The sequence below is a fragment of the Micromonospora narathiwatensis genome, from assembly GCF_900089605.1.
GTDB classification, from domain to species: domain Bacteria; phylum Actinomycetota; class Actinomycetes; order Mycobacteriales; family Micromonosporaceae; genus Micromonospora; species Micromonospora narathiwatensis.
The window spans coordinates 4,633,250-4,653,788 of sequence record NZ_LT594324.1 but is presented as its reverse complement, the minus strand read 5'-3'; the positions used below and the strand labels follow the sequence as shown (position 1 = coordinate 4,653,788).

At 73.5% G+C, this 20,539-nt stretch carries 22 protein-coding genes and 1 riboswitch; of the genes, 20 read left to right on the top strand and 2 right to left on the bottom strand.

From position 1 onward, the window contains the following. The first annotated feature begins 22 nt into the window (after positions 1–22). The 10 genes from map to truA all read left to right on the top strand — a co-directional run bounded on the left by map (position 23) and on the right by truA (position 6,493). Positions 23–874 carry a type I methionyl aminopeptidase gene (gene map, locus GA0070621_RS20150; RefSeq protein ID WP_091198270.1) on the top strand — a complete coding sequence of 284 codons (852 nt, stop codon included), beginning with the start codon at positions 23–25 and terminating at the stop codon, positions 872–874. A gap of 56 nt (positions 875–930) precedes the next feature. Then, positions 931–1,464 (top strand): DUF1707 SHOCT-like domain-containing protein, encoded by a 534-nt coding sequence (locus GA0070621_RS20145; RefSeq protein WP_167667087.1) that lies wholly within the window; start codon positions 931–933, stop codon positions 1,462–1,464. 270 nt (positions 1,465–1,734) lie between these two features. Further along, entirely contained in the window at positions 1,735–1,956 is a 222-nt protein-coding gene (gene infA / locus GA0070621_RS20140) for a translation initiation factor IF-1 (RefSeq protein ID WP_007073013.1), read from the top strand. A gap of 94 nt (positions 1,957–2,050) precedes the next feature. Beyond that, entirely contained in the window at positions 2,051–2,164 is a 114-nt protein-coding gene (rpmJ, locus tag GA0070621_RS20135) for a 50S ribosomal protein L36 (protein ID WP_043965539.1), read from the top strand. Positions 2,165–2,424: 260 nt separating this feature from the next. Then, positions 2,425–2,805 (top strand): 30S ribosomal protein S13, encoded by a 381-nt coding sequence (gene rpsM / locus GA0070621_RS20130; protein WP_089005226.1) that lies wholly within the window; start codon positions 2,425–2,427, stop codon positions 2,803–2,805. A gap of 18 nt (positions 2,806–2,823) precedes the next feature. Then, on the top strand, positions 2,824–3,231 hold the full coding sequence (rpsK, locus tag GA0070621_RS20125; RefSeq protein ID WP_007073011.1) for a 30S ribosomal protein S11: 408 nt from the start codon (positions 2,824–2,826) through the stop codon (positions 3,229–3,231). 14 nt (positions 3,232–3,245) lie between these two features. Next, on the top strand, positions 3,246–3,872 hold the full coding sequence (rpsD, locus tag GA0070621_RS20120) for a 30S ribosomal protein S4 (RefSeq protein WP_091198264.1): 627 nt from the start codon (positions 3,246–3,248) through the stop codon (positions 3,870–3,872). A gap of 98 nt (positions 3,873–3,970) precedes the next feature. Next, positions 3,971–4,993 (top strand): DNA-directed RNA polymerase subunit alpha, encoded by a 1,023-nt coding sequence (locus GA0070621_RS20115; protein WP_013735931.1) that lies wholly within the window; start codon positions 3,971–3,973, stop codon positions 4,991–4,993. Between the two features lie 34 nt (positions 4,994–5,027). After that, positions 5,028–5,585 (top strand): 50S ribosomal protein L17, encoded by a 558-nt coding sequence (rplQ, locus tag GA0070621_RS20110; RefSeq protein WP_091198261.1) that lies wholly within the window; start codon positions 5,028–5,030, stop codon positions 5,583–5,585. A gap of 74 nt (positions 5,586–5,659) precedes the next feature. Further along, entirely contained in the window at positions 5,660–6,493 is an 834-nt protein-coding gene (truA, locus tag GA0070621_RS20105) for a tRNA pseudouridine(38-40) synthase TruA (protein ID WP_091202649.1), read from the top strand. A 93-nt stretch (positions 6,494–6,586) separates the two neighbouring features. Here the strand turns inward: truA and GA0070621_RS20100 are convergent, their stop codons facing one another. Then, the gene (locus GA0070621_RS20100) at positions 6,587–7,462 is read right to left on the bottom strand and encodes a hypothetical protein (protein WP_167667086.1); all 876 of its coding nucleotides are present in this window, start codon (positions 7,460–7,462) and stop codon (positions 6,587–6,589) included. Between the two features lie 517 nt (positions 7,463–7,979). Between GA0070621_RS20100 and GA0070621_RS20095 the strand changes: the two genes are divergently transcribed. The 10 genes from GA0070621_RS20095 to thiC all read left to right on the top strand — a co-directional run bounded on the left by GA0070621_RS20095 (position 7,980) and on the right by thiC (position 17,397). Then, the gene (locus GA0070621_RS20095; RefSeq protein WP_091202647.1) at positions 7,980–8,585 is read left to right on the top strand and encodes a class I SAM-dependent methyltransferase; all 606 of its coding nucleotides are present in this window, start codon (positions 7,980–7,982) and stop codon (positions 8,583–8,585) included. Positions 8,586–8,626: 41 nt separating this feature from the next. Then, positions 8,627–10,306, top strand: a complete 1,680-nt coding sequence (locus GA0070621_RS20090) for an ATP-binding cassette domain-containing protein (RefSeq protein ID WP_091198256.1) — start codon at positions 8,627–8,629, stop codon at positions 10,304–10,306. A gap of 67 nt (positions 10,307–10,373) precedes the next feature. Continuing rightward, positions 10,374–11,318, top strand: a complete 945-nt coding sequence (locus GA0070621_RS20085; protein WP_091198254.1) for an aldo/keto reductase — start codon at positions 10,374–10,376, stop codon at positions 11,316–11,318. Between the two features lie 174 nt (positions 11,319–11,492). Continuing rightward, a riboswitch (TPP riboswitch) is annotated at positions 11,493–11,601 on the top strand. Beyond that, complete coding sequence (gene thiE, locus GA0070621_RS20080) at positions 11,596–12,222, top strand: thiamine phosphate synthase (RefSeq protein ID WP_091198251.1); 627 nt, start codon at positions 11,596–11,598, stop codon at positions 12,220–12,222. (Overlaps the previous riboswitch by 6 nt.) After that, on the top strand, positions 12,216–13,310 hold the full coding sequence (gene thiO, locus GA0070621_RS20075; protein ID WP_091198248.1) for a glycine oxidase ThiO: 1,095 nt from the start codon (positions 12,216–12,218) through the stop codon (positions 13,308–13,310). Before thiE ends, thiO begins: the two co-directional genes overlap by 7 nt. Beyond that, on the top strand, positions 13,301–13,501 hold the full coding sequence (thiS, locus tag GA0070621_RS20070) for a sulfur carrier protein ThiS (protein WP_091198245.1): 201 nt from the start codon (positions 13,301–13,303) through the stop codon (positions 13,499–13,501). The genes thiO and thiS overlap by 10 nt, the downstream gene beginning before the upstream one ends. Further along, positions 13,498–14,277 (top strand): thiazole synthase, encoded by a 780-nt coding sequence (locus GA0070621_RS20065; RefSeq protein ID WP_091198243.1) that lies wholly within the window; start codon positions 13,498–13,500, stop codon positions 14,275–14,277. The genes thiS and GA0070621_RS20065 overlap by 4 nt, the downstream gene beginning before the upstream one ends. Before the next feature lie 71 nt (positions 14,278–14,348). Then, positions 14,349–15,002: a thiamine phosphate synthase gene (locus GA0070621_RS20060; protein ID WP_091202645.1), complete on the top strand. Its 654-nt coding sequence runs from the start codon at positions 14,349–14,351 to the stop codon at positions 15,000–15,002. Beyond that, positions 14,999–15,787 (top strand): bifunctional hydroxymethylpyrimidine kinase/phosphomethylpyrimidine kinase, encoded by a 789-nt coding sequence (thiD, locus tag GA0070621_RS20055; RefSeq protein WP_091198241.1) that lies wholly within the window; start codon positions 14,999–15,001, stop codon positions 15,785–15,787. Before GA0070621_RS20060 ends, thiD begins: the two co-directional genes overlap by 4 nt. 17 nt (positions 15,788–15,804) lie before the next feature. Next, positions 15,805–17,397, top strand: a complete 1,593-nt coding sequence (gene thiC / locus GA0070621_RS20050; protein WP_091198238.1) for a phosphomethylpyrimidine synthase ThiC — start codon at positions 15,805–15,807, stop codon at positions 17,395–17,397. Between the two features lie 45 nt (positions 17,398–17,442). Here thiC and GA0070621_RS20045 read toward each other — a convergent pair whose 3' ends face one another. Then, the gene (locus tag GA0070621_RS20045) at positions 17,443–20,487 is read right to left on the bottom strand and encodes a hypothetical protein (RefSeq protein ID WP_091198235.1); all 3,045 of its coding nucleotides are present in this window, start codon (positions 20,485–20,487) and stop codon (positions 17,443–17,445) included. Positions 20,488–20,539: the final 52 nt, after the last annotated feature.

Sequence of the window (20,539 nt, the reverse complement as noted above, 5' to 3'; positions counted from 1 at the left end):
CGCAACGAAAGGTAATGCCTCCATGCGTCGTCCCCAGCTGGACATCCAGCTGAAGACCCCCGACCAGATCGAGCTGATGCGGGCCGCCGGTCTGGTGGTCGCCCGCGCGCTGCGGCTGATGCGGGAGGCGGTCGCCCCCGGCGTGAGCACCGCCGACCTGGACGCGATCGCCGAGGCCACCATCCGCGAGGCCGGCGCGGTCCCGTCGTTCAAGGGCTACCACGGCTACCCGGCGTCGATCTGCGCCTCCGTGAACGAGCAGGTGGTGCACGCCATCCCGTCGTCGAAGCAGGTGCTCAGCGAGGGTGACCTGATCTCGATCGACTGCGGCGCGGTGCTGAACGGGTGGCACGGCGACGCCGCCATCACCGTCGGGGTCGGCGAGACCGACCCGGCCCTGCTCAAGATGGCCGCGGTCGCCGAGGATTCGATGTGGGCCGGGATCGCCGCCGCCGCCCGGGGCGCGGCCAGCGGGAAGGGCCGGCTCACCGACATCTCGCACGCGGTGGAGCACGCGGTCCGCAAGGGGGGCCGGTACGGCATCGTCGACGGGTACGGCGGGCACGGCATCGGCACCGAGATGCACCAGGACCCGCACGTGCTCAACCACGGCCGCCCGGGCAAGGGACCCCGGCTGGTGCGGGGCATGGCGCTGGCCATCGAGCCGATGATCACGATGGGTTCGCCGCGTACCGTCGAGCTGTCCGACGGCTGGACGGTGGTGACCCGGGACGGGTCGATGGCGGTGCACGTCGAGCACACGATGGCTCTGCTGGACGACGGCGTGTGGGTGCTGACCGCCGAGGACGGCGGCCGGGCACGCCTGGGCGGCCTGGTCACCTCCCGGCAGCCGGCGGACTCCCCGGCGGTCTGATCGCCGGGGATCGGCCCCTTGGCGGCCCGTGGCGCGTCGGTGGCATGCTGGCCCCCATGGAAGGGCGGGACAGGATGCGGGCGGCTGACGTCGACCGGCAGGCGACGGCGGAGCGGCTCCGGGTGGCCCTGGAGGAGGGCCGACTCGACCTGCACGAGTACGACGAGCGACTGGGCCGGGCGTATGGTGCGAAAACGTACGCCGAACTGGACGAGGTCGTGGCGGACCTGCCGGGAGTGAGGCCGGCGGAGCGTTCCGCCGTGGTGCCCGCGCCGGCGCCGGCGGCACCCGTTCCGGTGGCGGGGGGTGAGGCGGCGGACGGTGAGGCGGCGCTCGCCGAGCCCGGACGCCGGTCCGACTCGCTGCTCAGGATCTGGTCGCCGTGGTTGCGGGTCGCCGGGATCCTCACCGCGATCTGGCTGATCTCGTCGATCGGCTACGGGCATGTCGTCTACTACTGGCCGGCCTGGGCGATCGGGCCGTGGGGAGTGCTCCTGCTGCTGAAGACGGTGGGCGTGCACGACGGCGATCGGCGGCACCCGACCGATCGCTCCCGGCGGGAGCGGCGGGAGCGGCGGCGGGGTCACTGACCGCCGCGCTGTGGCCAGTGTCACAGCACGGCCGGCCGGGCGGGACGAATTTCGTCCGACCGGGGATCGCATGGGTGGTCGGTTTGGCGACCGCCCGCAGGCGGGCGTACACTTTCTGATCGGCGCACAGCGTCCACTCCTGCATGCCCACCCTGCGCTTCGGTGGGATCCGGGAGCCGCGGCTGGCGCGGGTTTCCTGATCATGGTCAGTTCACCCGTGAAAGACGTTGTGGGCCGTCCGGAGCAACCGACGTCAGGACAGCGGAGGACATGCCGAAAAAAGACGGAGCCATCGAGATCGAGGGTCGGGTCATCGAGCCCCTGCCGAACGCCATGTTCCGGGTGGAGCTCGCGAACGGCCACAAGGTGCTGGCTCACATCAGCGGCAAGATGCGACAGCACTACATCCGCATCCTGCCGGAGGACCGGGTCGTCGTCGAACTCTCGCCGTACGACCTGACCCGCGGGCGCATCGTCTACCGCTACAAGTAAGCCTGACGACGGCCGGGGCTTCCCGTGTCCGTCTTCGACGTCCGGCGTCGCGCATCGTCGTGTCTCCGGGCCCAGATGGGAAAGTAAGGCAACCGTGAAGGTCAAGCCGAGCGTCAAGAGGATCTGCAACAAGTGCCGGGTGATCCGCCGGCACGGCCGGGTCATGGTCATTTGTTCGGACCCGCGCCACAAGCAGCGCCAGGGCTGAACCAGTCCCACCGGTCGTGACGGCCGGTCGGATCGGCCCGGGTCGCAGATCCCGACAACACTGCATCAGCTCGCCCCAGCCGCGAACGGTACGCAGCGCGTACCCCCTCGTGGTTGACCCCCGGTCGGAGGCCGGGGCCCGCTCGGGCAGCGACCGATCCCGGTCGCCGGCGCGGAACGCGTCGGAAGGACGGGACGGTCGGTAGCGGGGTGGGACGGGTCCACACCTCCGCCACAACATCACGAGGAGTACGCCCGCACATGGCACGTCTAGTCGGCGTGGATCTCCCCCGCGACAAGCGGATGGAGATCGCGCTCACCTACATCTTCGGGGTCGGTCGCACCCGCGCCCTGGAGACTCTGGCCGCCACCGGCATCTCGCCGGACAAGCGCGCTCGCGACCTCACGGACGAGGAGCTCGTGCAGCTCCGCGACCACATCGAGGCCAACTACAAGGTTGAAGGCGACCTGCGCCGCGAGGTCGCCGCTGACATCCGCCGCAAGGTCGAGATCGGCTGCTACGCCGGCATCCGGCACCGCCGCGGTCTTCCCGTGCGTGGCCAGCGGACGCGGACCAACGCCCGCACCCGCAAGGGCCCGAAGCGGACCGTGGCCGGCAAGAAGAAGCCCGGCAAGAAGTAATTAGGAGCGCACAGACTTATGCCACCGAAGGCTCGTGCCGGAGCCGCTGTCAAGAAGGTCCGGCGCAAGGAACGCAAGAACGTCGCCCACGGGCAGGCGCACATCAAGAGCACCTTCAACAACACCATCGTGTCCATCACGGACCCGACCGGTGCGGTCATCTCCTGGGCCTCCGCGGGCCAGGTGGGCTTCAAGGGCTCCCGCAAGTCGACTCCGTTCGCCGCGCAGCTGGCCGCCGAGGCCGCCGCGCGTCGGGCCATGGAGCACGGCATGCGCAAGGTCGACGTGTTCGTCAAGGGCCCCGGCTCCGGCCGGGAGACCGCCATCCGCTCGCTGCAGGCCGTGGGCCTCGAGGTCGGCCAGATCTCCGACGTCACCCCGCAGCCGCACAACGGATGCCGTCCGCCGAAGCGTCGCCGGGTCTGAGAGGTTAGAGAGAGATGGCTCGTTACACCGGTGCTGACTGCCGCCGTTGCCGGCGGGAGAAGATGAAGCTGTTCCTCAAGGGCAGCAAGTGCGATGGCCCGAAGTGCCCGTTCGAGTCCCGGCCGTTCCCGCCCGGGCAGCACGGCCGCGGCCGCACCAAGGAGACGGAGTACCTGCTCCAGCTCCGTGAGAAGCAGAAGGCTCGCCGGGTCTACGGCGTGCTGGAGAAGCAGTTCCGCGGTTACTACGAGGAGGCCGTGGCCAAGCAGGCCAAGACCGGTGAGGTCCTCCTGCAGATCCTCGAGTCGCGGCTGGACAACGTGGTCTACCGGGCTGGCTACGCCAAGTCCCGGGACATGGCCCGTCAGCTGGTCAAGCACGGTCACTTCACGGTGAACGGCAAGAAGGTCGACATCCCGTCGTTCCGGGTCAAGGAGCACGACATCATCGAGGTGCGTGCGAAGAGCAAGGAACTCACCCCGTTCCTGGTGGCGCAGGGTGAGGCCGGCTCGCGGACCGTCCCGGCGTGGCTGGAGGCCATCCCGAGCCAGATGAAGATCCTCGTGCACTCGCTCCCGGCCCGCCAGGTGATCGACACCCAGGTCCAGGAGCAGCTGATCGTCGAGCTCTACTCGAAGTAAGGGCTCGTTGCGGTGGTCCGCCCCGACCGGGGCGGGCCACCGGAACAGTTTGTGTCGTGGGCGTCATATGGCGGGCGCCCCGGAAGAGAAGAGAAAAGATGCTCATCAGCCAGCGACCGACCCTCTCCGAGGAGTCGATCAACGAGACCCGGTCCCGGTTCACCATCGAGCCGCTGGAGCCGGGCTTCGGCTACACCCTGGGCAACTCGCTGCGGCGTACGCTGCTGTCGTCCATCCCGGGTGCGGCCGTCACCTCGATCAAGATCGACGGCGTGCTGCACGAGTTCACCACGATCCCCGGGGTCAAGGAGGACGTGGTCGAGCTCGTCATGAACATCAAGGAGCTGTGCGTCAGCTCCGAGCACGACGAGCCGGTCAGCATGTACCTGCGCAAGCAGGGCCCGGGCGACGTGACCGCCGGTGACATCCAGCCCCCGGCCGGTGTCTCGGTGCACAACCCGGACCTGAAGCTCGCCACCCTGAACGGCAAGGGCCGGCTCGACATGGAGCTGACCGTCGAGCGGGGTCGGGGCTACGTCACGGCGGCGCAGAACAAGCAGGCGGGCGCGGAGATCGGCCGGATCCCGGTCGACTCGATCTACTCGCCCGTGCTAAAGGTGACGTACCGCGTCGAGGCGACCCGCGTCGAGCAGCGGACCGACTTCGACCGGCTGATCATCGACGTCGAGACCAAGCCGTCGATGGGTCCGCGTACCGCGCTGGCCTCGGCCGGTTCGACGCTGGTGGAGCTGTTCGGGCTGGCCCGGGAGCTGGACGAGACCGCCGAGGGCATCGACATCGGGCCGTCCCCGCAGGACGCCCAGCTGGCGGCGGACCTGGCTCTGCCGATCGAGGAGCTGGACCTCACCGTCCGCTCCTACAACTGCCTCAAGCGCGAGGGCATCAACTCCGTTGGTGAGCTGATCGGGCGTACCGAGGCGGACCTCCTCGACATCCGGAACTTCGGTCAGAAGTCGATCGACGAGGTCAAGATGAAGCTCGCCGGGATGGGCCTGGGGCTGAAGGACTCGGCTCCGAACTTCGACCCGGCGCACGTCGTGGACGCCTTCGGCGAGGCCGACTACGACACCGACGACTACCGCGAGACCGAGCAGCTCTAAGTCCGGCTGCCGCCACATCTGAGGAGCACCAACAATGCCCACGCCCACCAAGGGCCCCCGCCTCGGCGGCAGCCCCGCGCACGAGCGGCTGATGCTGGCCAACCTGGCCATGTCGCTGTTCCAGCACGGCAAGATCCAGACCACCGAGACGAAGGCCCGGCGGCTGCGTCCGCTGGCCGAGCAGCTGATCACCAAGGCCAAGCGTGGCGACCTCGCCTCGCGTCGGCGGGTGCTGGCCGTCGTCAAGGACAAGGACGTGGTCTACACCCTGTTCGACCAGATCGCGCCCCGGTACGCCAACCGCAACGGTGGCTACACCCGGATCGTGAAGACCGGTCCGCGCAAGGGTGACGCCGCTCCGATGGCGATCATCGAGCTGGTGGAGGAGCTTCAGGTCGCCGAGCCGAAGGCGAACAAGAAGACCGCCGCCCGCAAGGCCGCGCAGCAGGACAAGGTCGAGGCCCTGGCCCCGGCCGAGGAGACCCCGGCGTCGGCCCCGGCCGACCAGGACTCCGAGCCGCCGGTGCACGCCTCCGGCGACACCACCCAGGCGCGCGAGGACGACGACGAGGCCAACGAGAACAAGGCCTGAGCTGAGGCAGCATCGTCGGGCCCGGCACCCCTTCCTGGGGTGTCGGGCCCGACGGCGTGAACGGGAGGTACGAGGTGGACGAGCGGACCCGGCTGCGGCTGGACGTCTCGTACGACGGCACCGATTTCTCCGGCTGGGCGGCCCAGCCCACCCGGCGTACGGTCGCCGGGGTGCTCGTCGAGACGCTGGACCTGGTGCTCGGCGCGGGCACCGCGACCGGGCTGACCGTGGCCGGCCGGACCGACGCCGGCGTGCACGCCACCGGTCAGGTCTGCCACCTCGACCTGCCGACCGAGGTCTGGCGGGAGCACGACGGACGGCTGCTGCGCCGGCTGGCCCGGCTGCTCCCGCCCGACGTGCGGGTACGCGCGATGACCGAGGTGCCCGCCGACTTCGACGCCCGCTTCTCGGCCACCTTCCGCCGCTACGAGTACCGGGTCACCGACGCCCCGTGGGGCGCCGAGCCGCTGCGCCGGAAGGACACCCTGGCCTGGCCGAGGCCGCTCGACCTGGCGGCGCTGAACGCCGCGGCGGCCGGCCTGGTGGGGGAGCACGACTTCGCCGCGTACTGCCGGCGCAAGGAGAACGCGACCACGCTGCGCGAGGTGACCCGGCTGGACTGGCGGCGGGACCCGGACGGGATCCTGGTCGCCACGGTGCAGGCCGACGCGTTCTGCCAGAACATGGTGCGCAGCCTGGTCGGCGCGATGCTGGTCGCCGGGGACGGACGCCGTCCCGTCGCCTGGCCGGCCGGCCTGCTGACCCAACGGGAGCGGTCCAGTGAGGTCACCGTGGCGCCGGCGCACGGGCTGGCCCTGGTCGAGGTCGGCTACCCGGCGGATCCCAGCGAGTACGCCCGCCGCGCCGTGCTCACCCGCCGGCTCCGCGTCCCGGTCGCCGAGGGCTGACCGGCACCGGAGCGCCGGTGGCGGGCGGAGGTCCAGCGGACCGGGCCAGGCCCGCACCGTCCCACCGCGGCCGGTGTGGGCCTCGCCTCGTCGTCAGTTTCCGGACGAGTTCCGGCCGCTGGTGGCGGACTGGCTGGCGGTGTTGTCCGTCGGGCCCGCGGTGGGCTGGCTGGCCACCCCGCCGTTCGCCCGGCGCTCCAGCACGCCGCGGTTCAGGTAGACCTCGATCATGTCGTACAGGATCTCGCGGGTCGTCGCGTCGCTGGAGCTGATCTGCTCCCCGTCGGCGCGGGTGACCAGGCAGTAGGCGATGTAGTGGCCGCGTACCTGCCAGCCGACCCGGGCGGCGGCCTTGGTCACCGCCTCGGTGTCGCCGCCGGCCGCCATGCCCTGGAACCGGCCCTGCCGCTCGTCGAGCAGTTGCCGGATCCGGTCCCGGGCCCGTTGGGCGCTGGCCGTGTCGGTGAGGTTGAACAGCCCGGCGGTGAGCAGGTGATCGCCGTCGGGGGAGCGGAGGGTGGCCCGGATCACCTGGTTGCAGCCGAGCCGGGCCAGCAGGTCGCCGATCTCGCCGGTCGCCGCGACCGTGCAGTTGGCGCTGGCCTGCGTCTTGAGCACCTGGTAGGCCGTCCGGCCGTCGCCCGCCACCAGTTCCTTGCCGGGGAAGACCTCCTTGACGGTGAGCGCCAACTGGTCGGTGTCCCGGGAGTCGAGGTCCCTTCCTTCGGCCACGGCGGACTGCTCGACCACGGGTTGGTCGCTCGATTGGGCGGCCGGCGGGGTCTTGGTCTGGTCCTGGAGCAGGGTGGCGGCGGCCAATCCGCAGAGCGCGAGCAGCACCAGCACGGCGGCACCGCCGATCAGCACCTGCCAGGCCCGGCCGCCGCCGCGCCTGCGGCCGGCACGGTGGGGCTCGGCGAGGTCCAGCGGATCGGTGGCCCCGAGGGCCGGATCCGGGTGCGCCGACACGGGGGGCGCCGAAACCGGAGGCGGCGGGGCGGCGGCCGGGGGATACGCGGTGGGCATCGGGGGCGGCGCGGGCATCGGGGGTGGTGGCGGTACGTCCGTCCGGGGCATGGCCGGGGCGGCTGCCGACCGGGGCGCTGCGGCTGCCGGTCGGGGTGGCGCCGGGGTGACGTTGACGGCAGGTCGGCTGGGCCGGACCGGTGGGGGCAGCGACGGCGTGGGGAAGCGGGACGGTGAGGGGCCCGCGGGCGGAGGCACCGGTGCGCCGGGCACGGACGGGTCCGACCCGGGCCTCGGGTGATCCAGGAAGGGGTCCTCATCGGAGTCGTACCGATACACCATGTGGGTTACAGTAGGGCCGAGTATCCCTTTAGGGGGTAATATCGGGAAATTCCAGCGGGGTGGTGTCGCGGGCCTCCCGGCGCGCTGACGCCTTGTCGCGTGCCGTCCGGTGCGGCGCTACCCGGCCTGGGGCGGTGTGGCGATGGCCCACCTCCCGGTCGGTGCGACAATGCCCGGCGTGACCGGCGACCACTACTTCACCGCTGAACCCGCGACCGCCGCCCGGCCGCGCGAGGTCGAGTTCTCCGTCGCCGGGCGGGACTACACCCTCGCCTCGGCCTCCGGCGTCTTCTCCGCCGACCGTCTCGATCCCGGCACGGCGGTGCTGCTGCGCAAGGCCGAACTGCCGGGGGCCGACGCCACCGGCCCGCTGCTCGACGTCGGCTGCGGTTTCGGGCCGATCACCTGCGTACTGGCCACCTGTGCGCCGTCCGCCACGGTGTGGGCGGTCGACGTCAACGAGCGGGCCCGCGGCCTCACCGCCGCCAACGCCGCCCGGGTGGGTGCCGCCGAGCGGGTGCGGGTGGCCGCACCGGACGGCGTACCGGCAGACGTCTCCTTCGCCCAGATCTGGTCCAACCCGCCGATCCACATCGGCAAGGCGGAGCTGCACGGGCTGCTGCTGCGCTGGCTGCCCCGGCTCGCCCCGGACGGGGTGGCCTGGCTGGTCGTGGCCCGGCACCTCGGCGGCGACTCGCTGCACCGCTGGCTGGTCGAGCAGGGCTGGCAGGTGGAGCGGCACGCCAGCCAGAAGGGGTACCGGGTGCTGCGGGTCACCCGGTAATCGGGTGTCGCCCATGCCGGCCCCTCGGGCAGGATGCCCGCGTGGGATACGTGGACGTGGCAGGGGTCGGGCACATTCTCCCGGACGGCCGGGAGCTCTTCGCCGAGGTGTCGTTCCGGGTCGGTGAGGGTGCCAAGGTGGCGCTGGTCGGGCCGAACGGCGCCGGCAAGACGACGCTGCTGCGGATGGTCGCCGGTGACCTGGCGGTGAAGACCGGCGCGATCGCCCGCTCCGGCGGACTCGGCGTGATGCGGCAGTTCATCGGCATGATCGGGGACGACTCGACGCTCGCCGACCTGGCGCTCGCGCTCGCCCCGCCGGCACTGCGCGACGCCGGCCGCCGACTCGCCGAGACCGAGGCGGCCATGCGGACGGCCGAGGTCCGCGGCAAGTACAGCACCGCCGCCGGCAAGGCCCAGCTCGCGTACGCGGACGCCCTGGCCGCCTGGGGCGAGGTCGGCGGGTACGACGTCGAGGTGCTCTTCGACACCGTCGCCACCATCGTCCTCGACCTGCCGTGGGACGCCGCCCGGGAGCGCCCGGTACGGACCCTCTCCGGCGGCCAGCAGAAGCGCTTCGCCCTCGAACTGCTGCTCCGCGGGCCCGACGAGGTGCTCCTGCTCGACGAGCCGGACAACTTCCTCGACGTGCCCGGCAAGCGCTGGCTGGAGGCGCGGCTGCGTGAGTCCGGCAAGTCGGTGCTCTACGTCTCGCACGACCGGGAGCTGCTGGCGCAGACCGCCGACCGGGTGGTCGCCGTCGAGGGCGGCAGCGCCTGGGTGCACCCGGGCGGCTTCGCGAGCTGGCACGAGGCGCGGGTGGCCCGGCACGCCCGCCTCGACGAACTCCGCAAGCGCTGGGACGAGGAGCACCAGAAGCTGCGCGAGCTGATGCTTATGTACAAGCAGAAGGCCGCGTACAACTCCGACATGGCCTCGCGTTACCAGTCGGCGCAGACCCGGTTGCGCAAGTTCGAGGAGGCCGGGCCGCCGCCCGTACCCCCGAAGGACCAGGACATCCGGATGCGGCTGACCGGCGGGCGGACCGGCAAGCGAGCGGTGATCGCCGAGCAGCTCGAGCTCGACGGCCTGACCTATCCCTTCGACCTGGAGATCTGGTACGGCGACCGGGTCGCCGTGCTGGGCGCGAACGGGACCGGCAAGTCGCACTTCCTGCGCCTGCTGGCCCGCGGGGGCACCGACCCGGACCCGGCCAACACCCCGGTCGACGGTGCGGCGGCGCTCGCGCCCGTCGCGCACGACGGGGTGGTACGCCTCGGCGCCCGGGTCCGGCCCGGCCACTTCTCACAGACCCACGACCGGCCGGAGCTGATGGCGAAGACGCTTGTCGACATCCTGTGGCGGGGCGACGAGCACCGGGCCGGGATGGACCGCCACGCGGCCATGGCGGCGCTGTCCCGGTACGAGCTGGCCGGGCAGGGCGACCAGCGCTTCGGCACCCTCTCCGGCGGGCAGCAGGCCCGCTTCCTGGTGCTGCTGCTGGAGCTTTCCGGCGCGACCCTGCTGCTGCTCGACGAGCCCACCGACAACCTCGACCTGGCCTCGGCCGAGGCGCTCGAAGCGGGGCTGGCCGCGTTCGAGGGCACGGTGATCGCGGTCACCCATGACCGCTGGTTCACCCGCTCCTTCGACCGGTTTGTGCTGTTCCGGGGTGACGGCGAGGTGGTCGAGCCCCCCGAGCCGGTCTGGGACGTGGCCTGACCCGCTCGGCTGTTCGGTCCCAGGGATCGGCGGTGTCCGGCCGGCATAGGGTGATCTCGTGAGTGAGATGACATACCGCCGGCTGGGCGACTCCGGGCTCGTGGTGTCCGTGGTCGGCATCGGCTGCAACAACTTCGGCCGCAAGCTCGACCTCGACGGCACCCGGGCGGTGGTCGACGCCGCGCTCGACGCCGGGATCAACTTCTTCGACACCGCCGACATCTACGGTGAACCGCAGGGCGGCTCCGAGGAACTGCTCGGGCAGGCGCTCAAGGGCCGCCGGGACGACGTGGTGATCGCCACCAAGTTCGGCATGGACATGCACGGCCTGAACGGACCGGACCACGGGGCCCGGGGGGCCCGCCGGTACATCGCCCGGGCGGTCGAGGCGTCCCTGCGCCGGCTCGACACCGACCACATCGACCTGTACCAGATGCACGAGCCCGACCCGGGCACCCCGATCGACGAAACACTCGCTGCCTTGGACGACCTGGTCCGCGCCGGCAAGGTCCGCTACCTCGGCAACTCGAACTTCGCCGGCTGGCAGATCGCCGACGCCGACTGGACCGCGTCCTCCCAGGGCCGCACCCGCTTCATCTCCGCGCAGAACCACTACAGCCTGCTGGAGCGGAGCGTGGAGGCCGAGGTCATCCCCGCCTGCGAGCGGTTCGGCCTGGGCATGCTGCCGTTCTTCCCGCTGGCCAACGGCCTGCTCACCGGCAAGTACCACCGGGGCGAGGCGCCGCCCGCCGGCAGCCGGCTCTCCGGCGGCGGCCGGTACGCCGAGCGGCTCGCCGCCGCCGACTGGGACACCATCGAGGCGATCGAGAGGTACGCGGCCGAGCGTGGAGTATCGATGCTCCAGGTGGCCTTCGGCGGGCTCGCCGCCCGGCCGGCGGTGACCTCGGTGATCGCGGGCGCGACCACACCCGAGCAGGTACGCGCCAACGCCGAGGCGGGCACCTGGCAGCCCACTGACGAGGACCTCGACGCCCTCGACGCCCTCCTCTGACCACACCCGGCACCGCTGCCCCGGCACCGCGTGACGGTGCCGGGGCAGCGTGAACGACAGCGTCGCACCACACCGGGCGATCACCCGCTGTCCGCATCCTCCACGCCCGACGGTGGAAGGGAGAAACGCCACCCTCTCTTGGCGGATCCACGACGCACGTCGTACGGTGGGCCGCAAGTGACCCACGGGAGCCCGGTGCACCGGGCTGAGAGGGGGGCTGCAGCCCCCGACCGTCGAACCTGATCCGGGTAATGCCGGCGCAGGGAGGAGCGTTGCCGTGCCGTCCCTGGGACGACTGCATCTGATCACCGACACCCGGCCGGGATGCGACCCGCTCGCCGTGCTGCGCGCCGCCCTGCCGGTCGCCCGCGCCGAACTGGTCGTACAGGTCCGGGTGGCGGACGACGCCACCGACCGTGAGGCGTACGAGCTGGCCCGCCGGGTGGTCGCGCTGTGTCGGCCGTACGGGGCTGCCTGCCTGGTCAACGACCGGCTGCACGTGGCGCTCGCGGTGGACGCGGCCGGCGGCCACGTCGGCGCGGACGACCTGCCCGTGGCGGCCGCCCGTCACGTGCTCGGCACCGCCGCCGTGCTCGGTGTGACCGCGCGGGAGCCGCGAGGCGCCGCCGAGGCGGTCGCCGCCGGGGCCAGCTACCTGGGCGTGGGCCCCTGCCACGCCACCGCCACCAAGGCCGGACTGCCCGACCCGATCGGCCCGCCCGGGGTACGCGCCGTCGCCGAGGCGGTGGACGTACCGGTGATCGCGATCGGCGGGGTGACCGCCGCGCGCGTGCCGGCGCTGCGGGCCGCCGGGGCGTACGGGGCGGCGGTGGTCGGCGCGCTCTCCCAGGCCGTCGACCCGGCCCGGGCCACCGCGGAACTGCTCGGGGCACTGGCGTGCTGACCCGGCCGGACGTCGCCATCGTGGGGGCGGGACCGGTCGGGTTGGCGATCGCGTGGCGGTGCGCGCGGCGTGGGCTGCGGGTGGTCGTCCACGATCCGGCACCGGGTTCCGGGGCGGCCCACGTGGCGGCCGGGATGCTGGCGCCGGTGGCCGAGGCGTACTTCGGGGAGCACGAGTTGACCGCGCTGCTCGTTGAGTCCGCCGCCCGCTGGCCGGCCTTCGCGGCCGAGCTGGCCGGGGCCGCCGGCACCGACATCGGGTACCGCACCGACGGCACGCTGGTCGTCGGGCTGACCGCCGACGACCTGGCCGAGGCGCGCCGGCTCTGGGCGTACCAGCAGGGGTTGGGGCTGCCGATCACGCCGCTGCGCCCCTCGGAGCTGCGGGACCGCGAGCCGGCGCTGACCCCCCGGGTGCGCGGCGGCGCGCTCGCCCCCGGCGACCACCAGGTCGACCCGCGCCGGCTGCTGCCCGCGCTGCGGGCGGCGGCCGAGCGGGCCGGCGCGGCGTTGCGCCCCGCCCCGGTCGCCCGACTCTCCGACGTGTTCGCCCGGGTCACCGTGGTCGCCGCCGGCTGTGGTGCGGCGGCGCTCACCGGGCTGCCGGTCCGGCCGGTGAAGGGGCAGGTGCTCCGGCTCCGCGCGCCCGGTCGCGGCGCGCCGGGCTTCCGGCACGTGATCCGGGGGTACGCCGACGGCGAGTCGGTCTACCTGGTGCCCCGGGACGGCGGCGAGGTGGTGGTCGGGGCGACCGTCGAGGAACGCGGCGACACCGAGGTGACCGCCGGCGCGGTGCTCCGGCTGCTGCGCGCCGCCGTCGAACTGGTCCCCGAGTTGGCCGAGTACGACCTGGTGGAGGCGTCCGCCGGGCTGCGCCCCGGTACGCCGGACAACGCGCCGATCATCGGGCCGCTGCCCGGCCGGCCGGGCGTGCTCGCCGCCACCGGCCACCACCGGCACGGCATCGTGCTCACCCCGGTCACCGCCGACCTGGTCACCGAACTGATCGTCACCGGTGAGCCGGACCCGCTGCTGGCCCCGTTCGGCCCGGACCGGTTCGTACCCGAGAAGGAGCGCGGATGGAACTGATCGTCAACGGTGCCGGGCGGACCGTGCCCGGCGGAGCGACCGTGGCCGACGTGGTCCGGCAGGTCACCGACCAGCGGCGCGGTCTCGCGGTCGCGGTCAACGGCGAGGTCGTGCCGCGCGGTGGCTGGGCGGCGACCACGCTGCGCGACGGCGACCGGGTCGAGGTGCTCACCGCCGCGCAGGGCGGGTGAGCGGCGTGGCGTTCGAGATCGGCGGGACCACGTTCGGCTCCCGGCTCATCCTCGGCACCGGCGGCGCCGCCAACCTGCGCGTGCTGGAGCAGGCGATCCGCGCCTCCGGCACCGAGCTGGTCACGCTCGCGCTGCGCCGGGTGGACACCGCGCCGGGGACCGCCGGCGGCCTGCTCGACCTGCTCGACCGGTGCGGCGTACGGGTGCTGCCGAACACGGCCGGCTGCCACACCGCGTCCGAGGCGGTGAAGGTGGCCCGCCTGGCCCGGGAGGCGTTCGACACCGACTGGGTGAAGCTGGAGGTGATCGGCGACGAGCGCACCCTGCTGCCCGACGGGGTGGAGCTGCTGCGCGCCGCCGAGGAGCTGGTGGCGGACGGGTTCACCGTGCTGCCGTACACGTCGGACGATCCGGTCCTGGCCCGGCGGCTGGCCGACGCGGGTTGCGCGGCGGTGATGCCGGCCGGCGCCCCGATCGGCTCCGGCCTGGGGGTGAGCAACCCGCACCACATCCGGCTGATCCGGCAGGGCGTGGACGTGCCGGTGATCCTCGACGCCGGCATCGGCACCGCCTCGGACGCCGCGCTCGCCATGGAGTTGGGCTGCGACGCGGTGCTACTGGCCAGCGCGGTCACCCGGGCCGCCGACCCGGAGGCGATGGCCACCGCCATGCGCCACGCGGTGCGGGCCGGCCGCCTCGCGTACCGGGCGGGCCGCATCCCCCACCGCTTCCACGCCCTGGCCTCCACCCCCGACGCCGGAAGGCCGGACCTGTGACCGCGTCGCCGGGTGCCGCCCTCGCGGATCTTGGCAGGAACCGGCCCCTGGAGGGGCCGCGATCTTCCAAGATTCCGTCCGGTGTGGTGGTGCTGACGGATCGGCGGGTGGCGCGATGGCCACTGGTCGAGGTGGTCGCGGCGGCCGTGCGTGGGGGAGTGCGCTGGGTGGTGCTGCGGGAGAAGGACCTGCCGCGCGCCGAGCGGGCCGCGCTCGCCGCCGAGCTGCGGGCGATCCTGGCCGAGGCAGGCGGCACCCTGGTCGTCGCCGGTCCGGACCCGCTCGGCGGTGACGCCGTCCACCTGCCCGCCGCCGGCCCGTACCCGCCGCCGCGCGTCGGACTGGTCGGGCGCTCCTGCCACGACGCCACCGAGCTGGCGCGACTCACCGCGGAGGACTACACCGTCCTCTCGCCCGTCTATCCCACGAGGACCAAACCCGGCTACGGCCCACCCCTGCTCCCGAGCGGGCTGGCCGCGCTGACGCAGGTCAGCCCGGTGCCGACCCTGGCACTCGGCGGCATCGAGACACCAACCCAGGTGAGGGCCTGCGTCGAGGCGGGAGCCGTCGGAGTCGCGGTGCTCGGCGCGGTCATGCGGGCCCCCGATCCCACCGCGGCCGCCACCACGCTGACCAACGCTTTCACGGAGGCGGTCACCCTGCCACCGGGCAGCCGGCAGGTGCCTGCGGCGATCCCCGCAACGGCGACCGGGGGAGAGGCATGACCCCGACGACGATCCTCACCATCGCCGGATCCGACTCCGGCGCAGGGGCGGGCATCCAGGCCGACCTCAAGGTCTTCGCCGCCCTCGGGGCGTACGGCACCAGCGTGCTCACCGCGATCACCGCGCAGAACACCGGGGGCGTCGACGCCGTCCTGCCGTTGCCTCCGCGAACCGTCCGGGAACAGCTCGACAGCGTGCTCGGCGACTTCGCCGTACGCGCGGTGAAGACCGGCATGCTCGGCACCCCGGCGGTCGCCGACGTGATCGCCGAGGCGGCGGAGGCGGGCCGGCTGCCCCGGCTCGTCGTCGACCCGGTGCTGGTCTCCACCAGCGGGCACCGGCTCGGCGTGGTGGAGGCGGTCCGGCGGCTGCTGCCGTACGCCGAGGTGGCGACGCCGAACCGCGCGGAGGCCGCGGCCCTCACCGGACGCCCGGTGACCACGGTGGAGGAGACGGTCGCGGCGGCCGAGGCACTGGCGGCCGCCGGTCCGGCGCACGTGGTGGTGACCGGCGGCGACGCGGACGCGGCGGGCGAGTCGGTGGACGTGCTGGTCGGCGGCGGGGCGACCACGCTGCTGCGCGCGCCCCGGGTGCCGACCCGGCACAACCACGGGACCGGCTGTTCGTTCTCGGCGGCGATCGCCGTCCGGCTGGCGGCCGGCGATCCGGTGCCGGTCGCGGTCGCCACCGCCAAGGAGTACGTCACCCGCGCGCTGGCCGGCGCGCGGGACTGGGAGCTGGGCGCGGGACCCGGCCCGCTGGACCACTTCGGCTGGTCCGCATGAGGCGACAGGAGGCTGTCATGCAGGCACGACGCAAGGTCTACGTCGAGGGGTCACGGCCGGACATCCGGGTGCCGTTCGCCGAGGTGGCGCTGACCGGGGACAATCCGCCGGTACGGCTCTACGACACCGCCGGCCCCGGCTCCGATCCGGTGGTGGGGCTGCCGCCGCTGCGCGGACCGTGGATCGCCGACCGGGGTGACGTCGCCCCGGTACGTGGCGCGGGCACCCCGCTGGCCGGCGTTGACGGGAAACGCCCGACCCAGCTCGGGTACGCGCGGGCCGGGCTGGTCACGCCCGAGATGGAGTTCGTGGCGATCCGGGAGGGCGTGCCGCCGGAGTTCGTGCGGGACGAGATCGCCACCGGGCGGGCAGTGCTGCCGCTCAACGTCAACCACCCCGAGTGCGAGCCGGCGATCATCGGCCGGGCGTTCCTGGTCAAGGTCAACGCCAACATCGGCACCTCGGCGGTCAGCTCCTCGGTCGCCGAGGAGGTGGAGAAGCTGACCTGGGCCACCCGTTGGGGCGCGGACACCGTGATGGACCTGTCGACGGGGAAGCGGATCCACGAGACCCGCGAGTCGATCGTGCGGAACTCGCCGGTGCCGATCGGCACCGTGCCGATCTACCAGGCGCTGGAGAAGGTCGGCGGCGACCCGGTGAAGCTGAGCTGGGAGGTGTTCCGGGAGACGGTCGTCGAGCAGGCCGAGCAGGGCGTCGACTACATGACCGTGCACGCCGGGGTGCGGCTGCCGTACGTGCCCCTCGCCGTGGACCGGGTGACCGGCATCGTCTCCCGGGGCGGATCGATCATGGCGGCCTGGTGCCTGGCGCACCACGAGGAGAACTTCCTCTACACGAACTTCCGCGAGCTGTGCTCGCTCTTCGCGAAGTACGACGTGACGTTCTCGCTCGGCGACGGGTTGCGCCCCGGGTCGATCGCGGACGCCAACGACGAGGCCCAGTTCGCCGAGCTGCGTACCCTCGGCGAGTTGACGAAGATCGCCTGGGAGTACGACGTCCAGGTGATGATCGAGGGCCCCGGGCACGTGCCGATGCACAAGATCAAGGAGAACGTGGACCGCCAGCAGGAGTGGTGCCACGAGGCGCCCTTCTACACGCTCGGGCCGCTGACCACGGACATCGCGCCCGCGTACGACCACATCACCTCGGCGATCGGCGCCGCGATGATCGGCATGTTCGGCACCGCGATGCTCTGCTACGTCACTCCGAAGGAACACCTCGGGCTGCCGGACCGGGACGACGTGAAGGCGGGCGTGATCGCGTACAAGATCGCGGCGCACGCGGCGGACCTGGCCAAGGGGCACCCCGGGGCGCAGGCCTGGGACGACGCGCTGTCCAAGGCCCGGTTCGAGTTCCGCTGGGAGGACCAGTTCAACCTCGCGCTCGACCCGGAGACCGCGCGGTCGTACCACGACGCGACGCTCCCGGCCGAGCCGGCGAAGACCGCGCACTTCTGCTCGATGTGCGGGCCGAAGTTCTGCTCCATGAAGATCACCCAGGACCTGAAGGAGTACGCGGCGCGCGGCATGGCGGACAAGTCCACCGAGTTCCGTTCCGCCGGCGCCCGGGTCTACCTGCCACTGTCCTGAGCCGCACCGGGCCGGGCCGCCCACCTGGTCGGCCCGGCCGGCGGATCACTCGCGGTGGTGGCGGCCGGTGCGCAGCGTACGGGTCCGGTCCCCGTCGGCGTCCGAGGCGAGCCCGGCGACCCAGTCGACGTACTCCTCGTCCTGCGCCGCCAGCGCCTCCGACTCGGGGGCGGGCCGGCCGGCCTCGTCCAGCCCGCCGTCCTTGGCCCGGTTACGCCGGAACAGGCCACGCCGGAGCTTCGACTTCCCGCCGCCCGGCTCCGCCTCCTCGACGGGGCCGGCCGCGACAGGCTCGTCGGGGTCGGCGTGCTGGCCGCCCGCCTGAGGTGGGTTCGGGACGACGGGTGTGGCACGCCGGGCGTTCGCGAAGGCGTCCCAGCGGGCGTCCCGGCCCAGGTCCGGCAGGGCGCGGTGCCGGGGATGCGGCGCCGGCTCGACCGGGGACTTTTCGGTCGGTGTGCCGTTCCGGTCCGAACTGCCCGTCGGGTCGCTCGCGACGTCGCCGGTCGATCCGGTGTTGTCGTACGGGGAGCCCGGCTGGCTCGGCGCGGGGACGGCCGGCCCGCTCGGCGCGGGCGTCGCCGGTCGGCTCGGCGCGGGCGCGGGCGGCCAGGCCGGCGGGGCGTTGCTCGTTCCGTCCGTGACATCCTCGAAGATCGGGAAACGCGGGCGCGGTGACACCGGAGCCTCGAACGAGGTGGGGTGGCCGTCCGCGATCGGCGCGTCGTCGGAGAAGAAGTAGTTCCGCGTCCCCCGGCCACCGTCGGCTGCGGGATCCGGCGTGGCGCCGGCCGGCTTACCGCCCAGGTCCGGGGTGCCCGAGCCGGTCACCTGGTCGAGGCCGTCGGCCGGCCGGGGCGCCGGCAGTGCCGAGCGCGCCGGGCCGGCGACCGGAGGCGCGTCTGCGCTCGCCTGGTTCGGAGCGGTCTGGTCTGCGCTTGCCTGTTTCGGGGTGGGCTGGTTTGCGCTCGTCTGGTCCGGGGGAGCCTGGGTTGTGGCCTCCCGGTCCGGGCCTGCCTGGTCCGGGAGCGCCTGGTCTGCGGTCGCCTGGGTCGGGGTTTCCTGGGCCGGGGTTGCCTGGGTGGGGATCGGCTCGACGGGAGCCGGCCCGACCGGCGTTGCTTCGGCCGGTGTCGCCGTGGCCGGGCCGGTGCGAGCCCTGCGACCGCGCTTGGACCGCCCGCCCGGGCGCGGGTCGGTCGAGGCGGTCTCGGCGTCACCCGCCACCGGTGCTTCCGCTGCCGGCGGGTTCGCCGGCGCGATAACCGGTGCGGGCGGAGACGCGACGCCGACCGGTTGCGCTGACGGCACCGGAACCGGCAGGTTTTCCGAACCCGAACCCGATGGGGAATCGGAATCGGAACTGGCAGCCGAGCCCGAGCCCGAAGCCGAGCCCGGACCCGGACCGGAACCCGACCTCGAACCGGAGGCCGAGCCCGGACCAGAGGCGGCGGCCGGAGCCGGGGCGGGGCCCAAGGCAGAGGCCCCTTCGTGCGGCTCGACGGGCGGTTGCGGGGCCGGGCGGCTGGCGGCGAGCACGTCGATGGCGGAGGTACGTCGTCCCGAGGGCAGCAGCCCCGGCACCGTCAGGTTCCGGGCGAGGTCGTCGGCGTCCCGCCCGGCGTCCCGCCCGGCGACCGGCTCGTCGATGCCGGCCGTGTCGGCCGTGCTCGGCGGAGCATCCGGTTCCGGCACGGCTGGGGTGGCGGGCCCGGCCACCGGCTCCGGCTGGTCGGCCTGGGCGTGCTCGGCAGCGGCGCGCTCACCAGAGGCGGGCCCGCTGGAGGCATGCCCCACGGCGGCGGGCTCACTGGAGGTGTGCTCCACAGGGACGGGCTCACCGGAGGTGCGTTCCACATCTGCGGCCTCGGTGAAGGCGTGCTCCGCGGCGGCGGACCCGTCGGGCGTCGGGTGGCCGGCGAAGGAGATGTGATCGGTGGCGGTCAGGCCGGCGTCGGCGGTGGCGTGGTCGAGGGCTGTCCGGGCGGCACGGGGCATGCGGGTCGGCACGGGCGCCGGCGTGAGACCCGAGGGGACCGGCCAGTCCCAGTGGGCGGGGGCCGCGGCCCCTGTCGGGCTCGCCTCCCGGGCGGCCCCGGGGCGGCTCGGTTCGCCGCCCGTACGGTCGGCAGCGAAGTGCGGAGGGTGGGCGGCCGAGCCCGGCTCGCCGGGGGCGGCGGGCGGTGGCGGCAGGGGCTGGAGGATGTCGGTGGGTTCGAGCGCGGCGGTCTCCGCCTCCGCGATCGGCCGACGCAGCACCGTGGTGGCCGCCGAGCCGAGCGCGCCGGCGGCGACCGCGATCAGTGCCGCGTAGTAGGGCGCGAGCTGGTAGCGGTCGGCCGCGCTGCCCGGGCCCGCCGTCAGGTACGCGAAGGCCAGCAGCACCGGACCGGCCGCCCCGGCCGCCCCGCCGACCAGCGGAGGGTGACCACGTCGGCGGGCCAGCGCGCCGACCGCCGCGCCCGCCAGCAGGGCGACCAGGGGCAGCAGCAGCAAGGCCAGGCGCTGGGCGGTCTCGGTATCCAGCCAGGACGGTTCGAGGACGCCGAGGCGTACGGTGACCAGCGGGCCGGTCGAGGACACCGACGGTGCGGCGGAGATCAGCGCGAGCAGCCAGACGGTCACCGCGGTGAGCGCGATGTTCCACCCGAAGGGCGGCTTGAGCAGGACGACGATCGCGGTGCCGGCCCCGATGAGCGCGCCGAGGATCGCGCAGATGCCGACCGCCCACACCGGGTCGACGGTGCCGCCGAGTTCAGCGGCCCGGGCCGGCTGCATGCAGAGCGGTGCGACCACGATCGCGCCCAGCGCGGCGGCGCCGGCGACGCTGAGTTGTACGGCGGTCCCACCCTGGACCCCGTCCCGGCGGGCGAGGCGTTCGGTGCCGACGGCACCGGCCACCGTGGCGACCGCCGCGAACCAGCCGACCCAGGCGAGCTGGGCGGGCCACTGGTTGACCGCGCTGTCGGTGAACACGCCGTCGAGGCGTACGACGCCGAACCCGTACGCGATGCCGAGCTGACCGGCCCCGGCCAGCACGCTCACCCCGAGCGCCGTGAGCAGCAGTCTGCTCCACGTCCGAAAGGCCATGTCGGGCACGTTACGGCCCGGTGACCCCGATCGCCACCAATGGCAGCGCGGC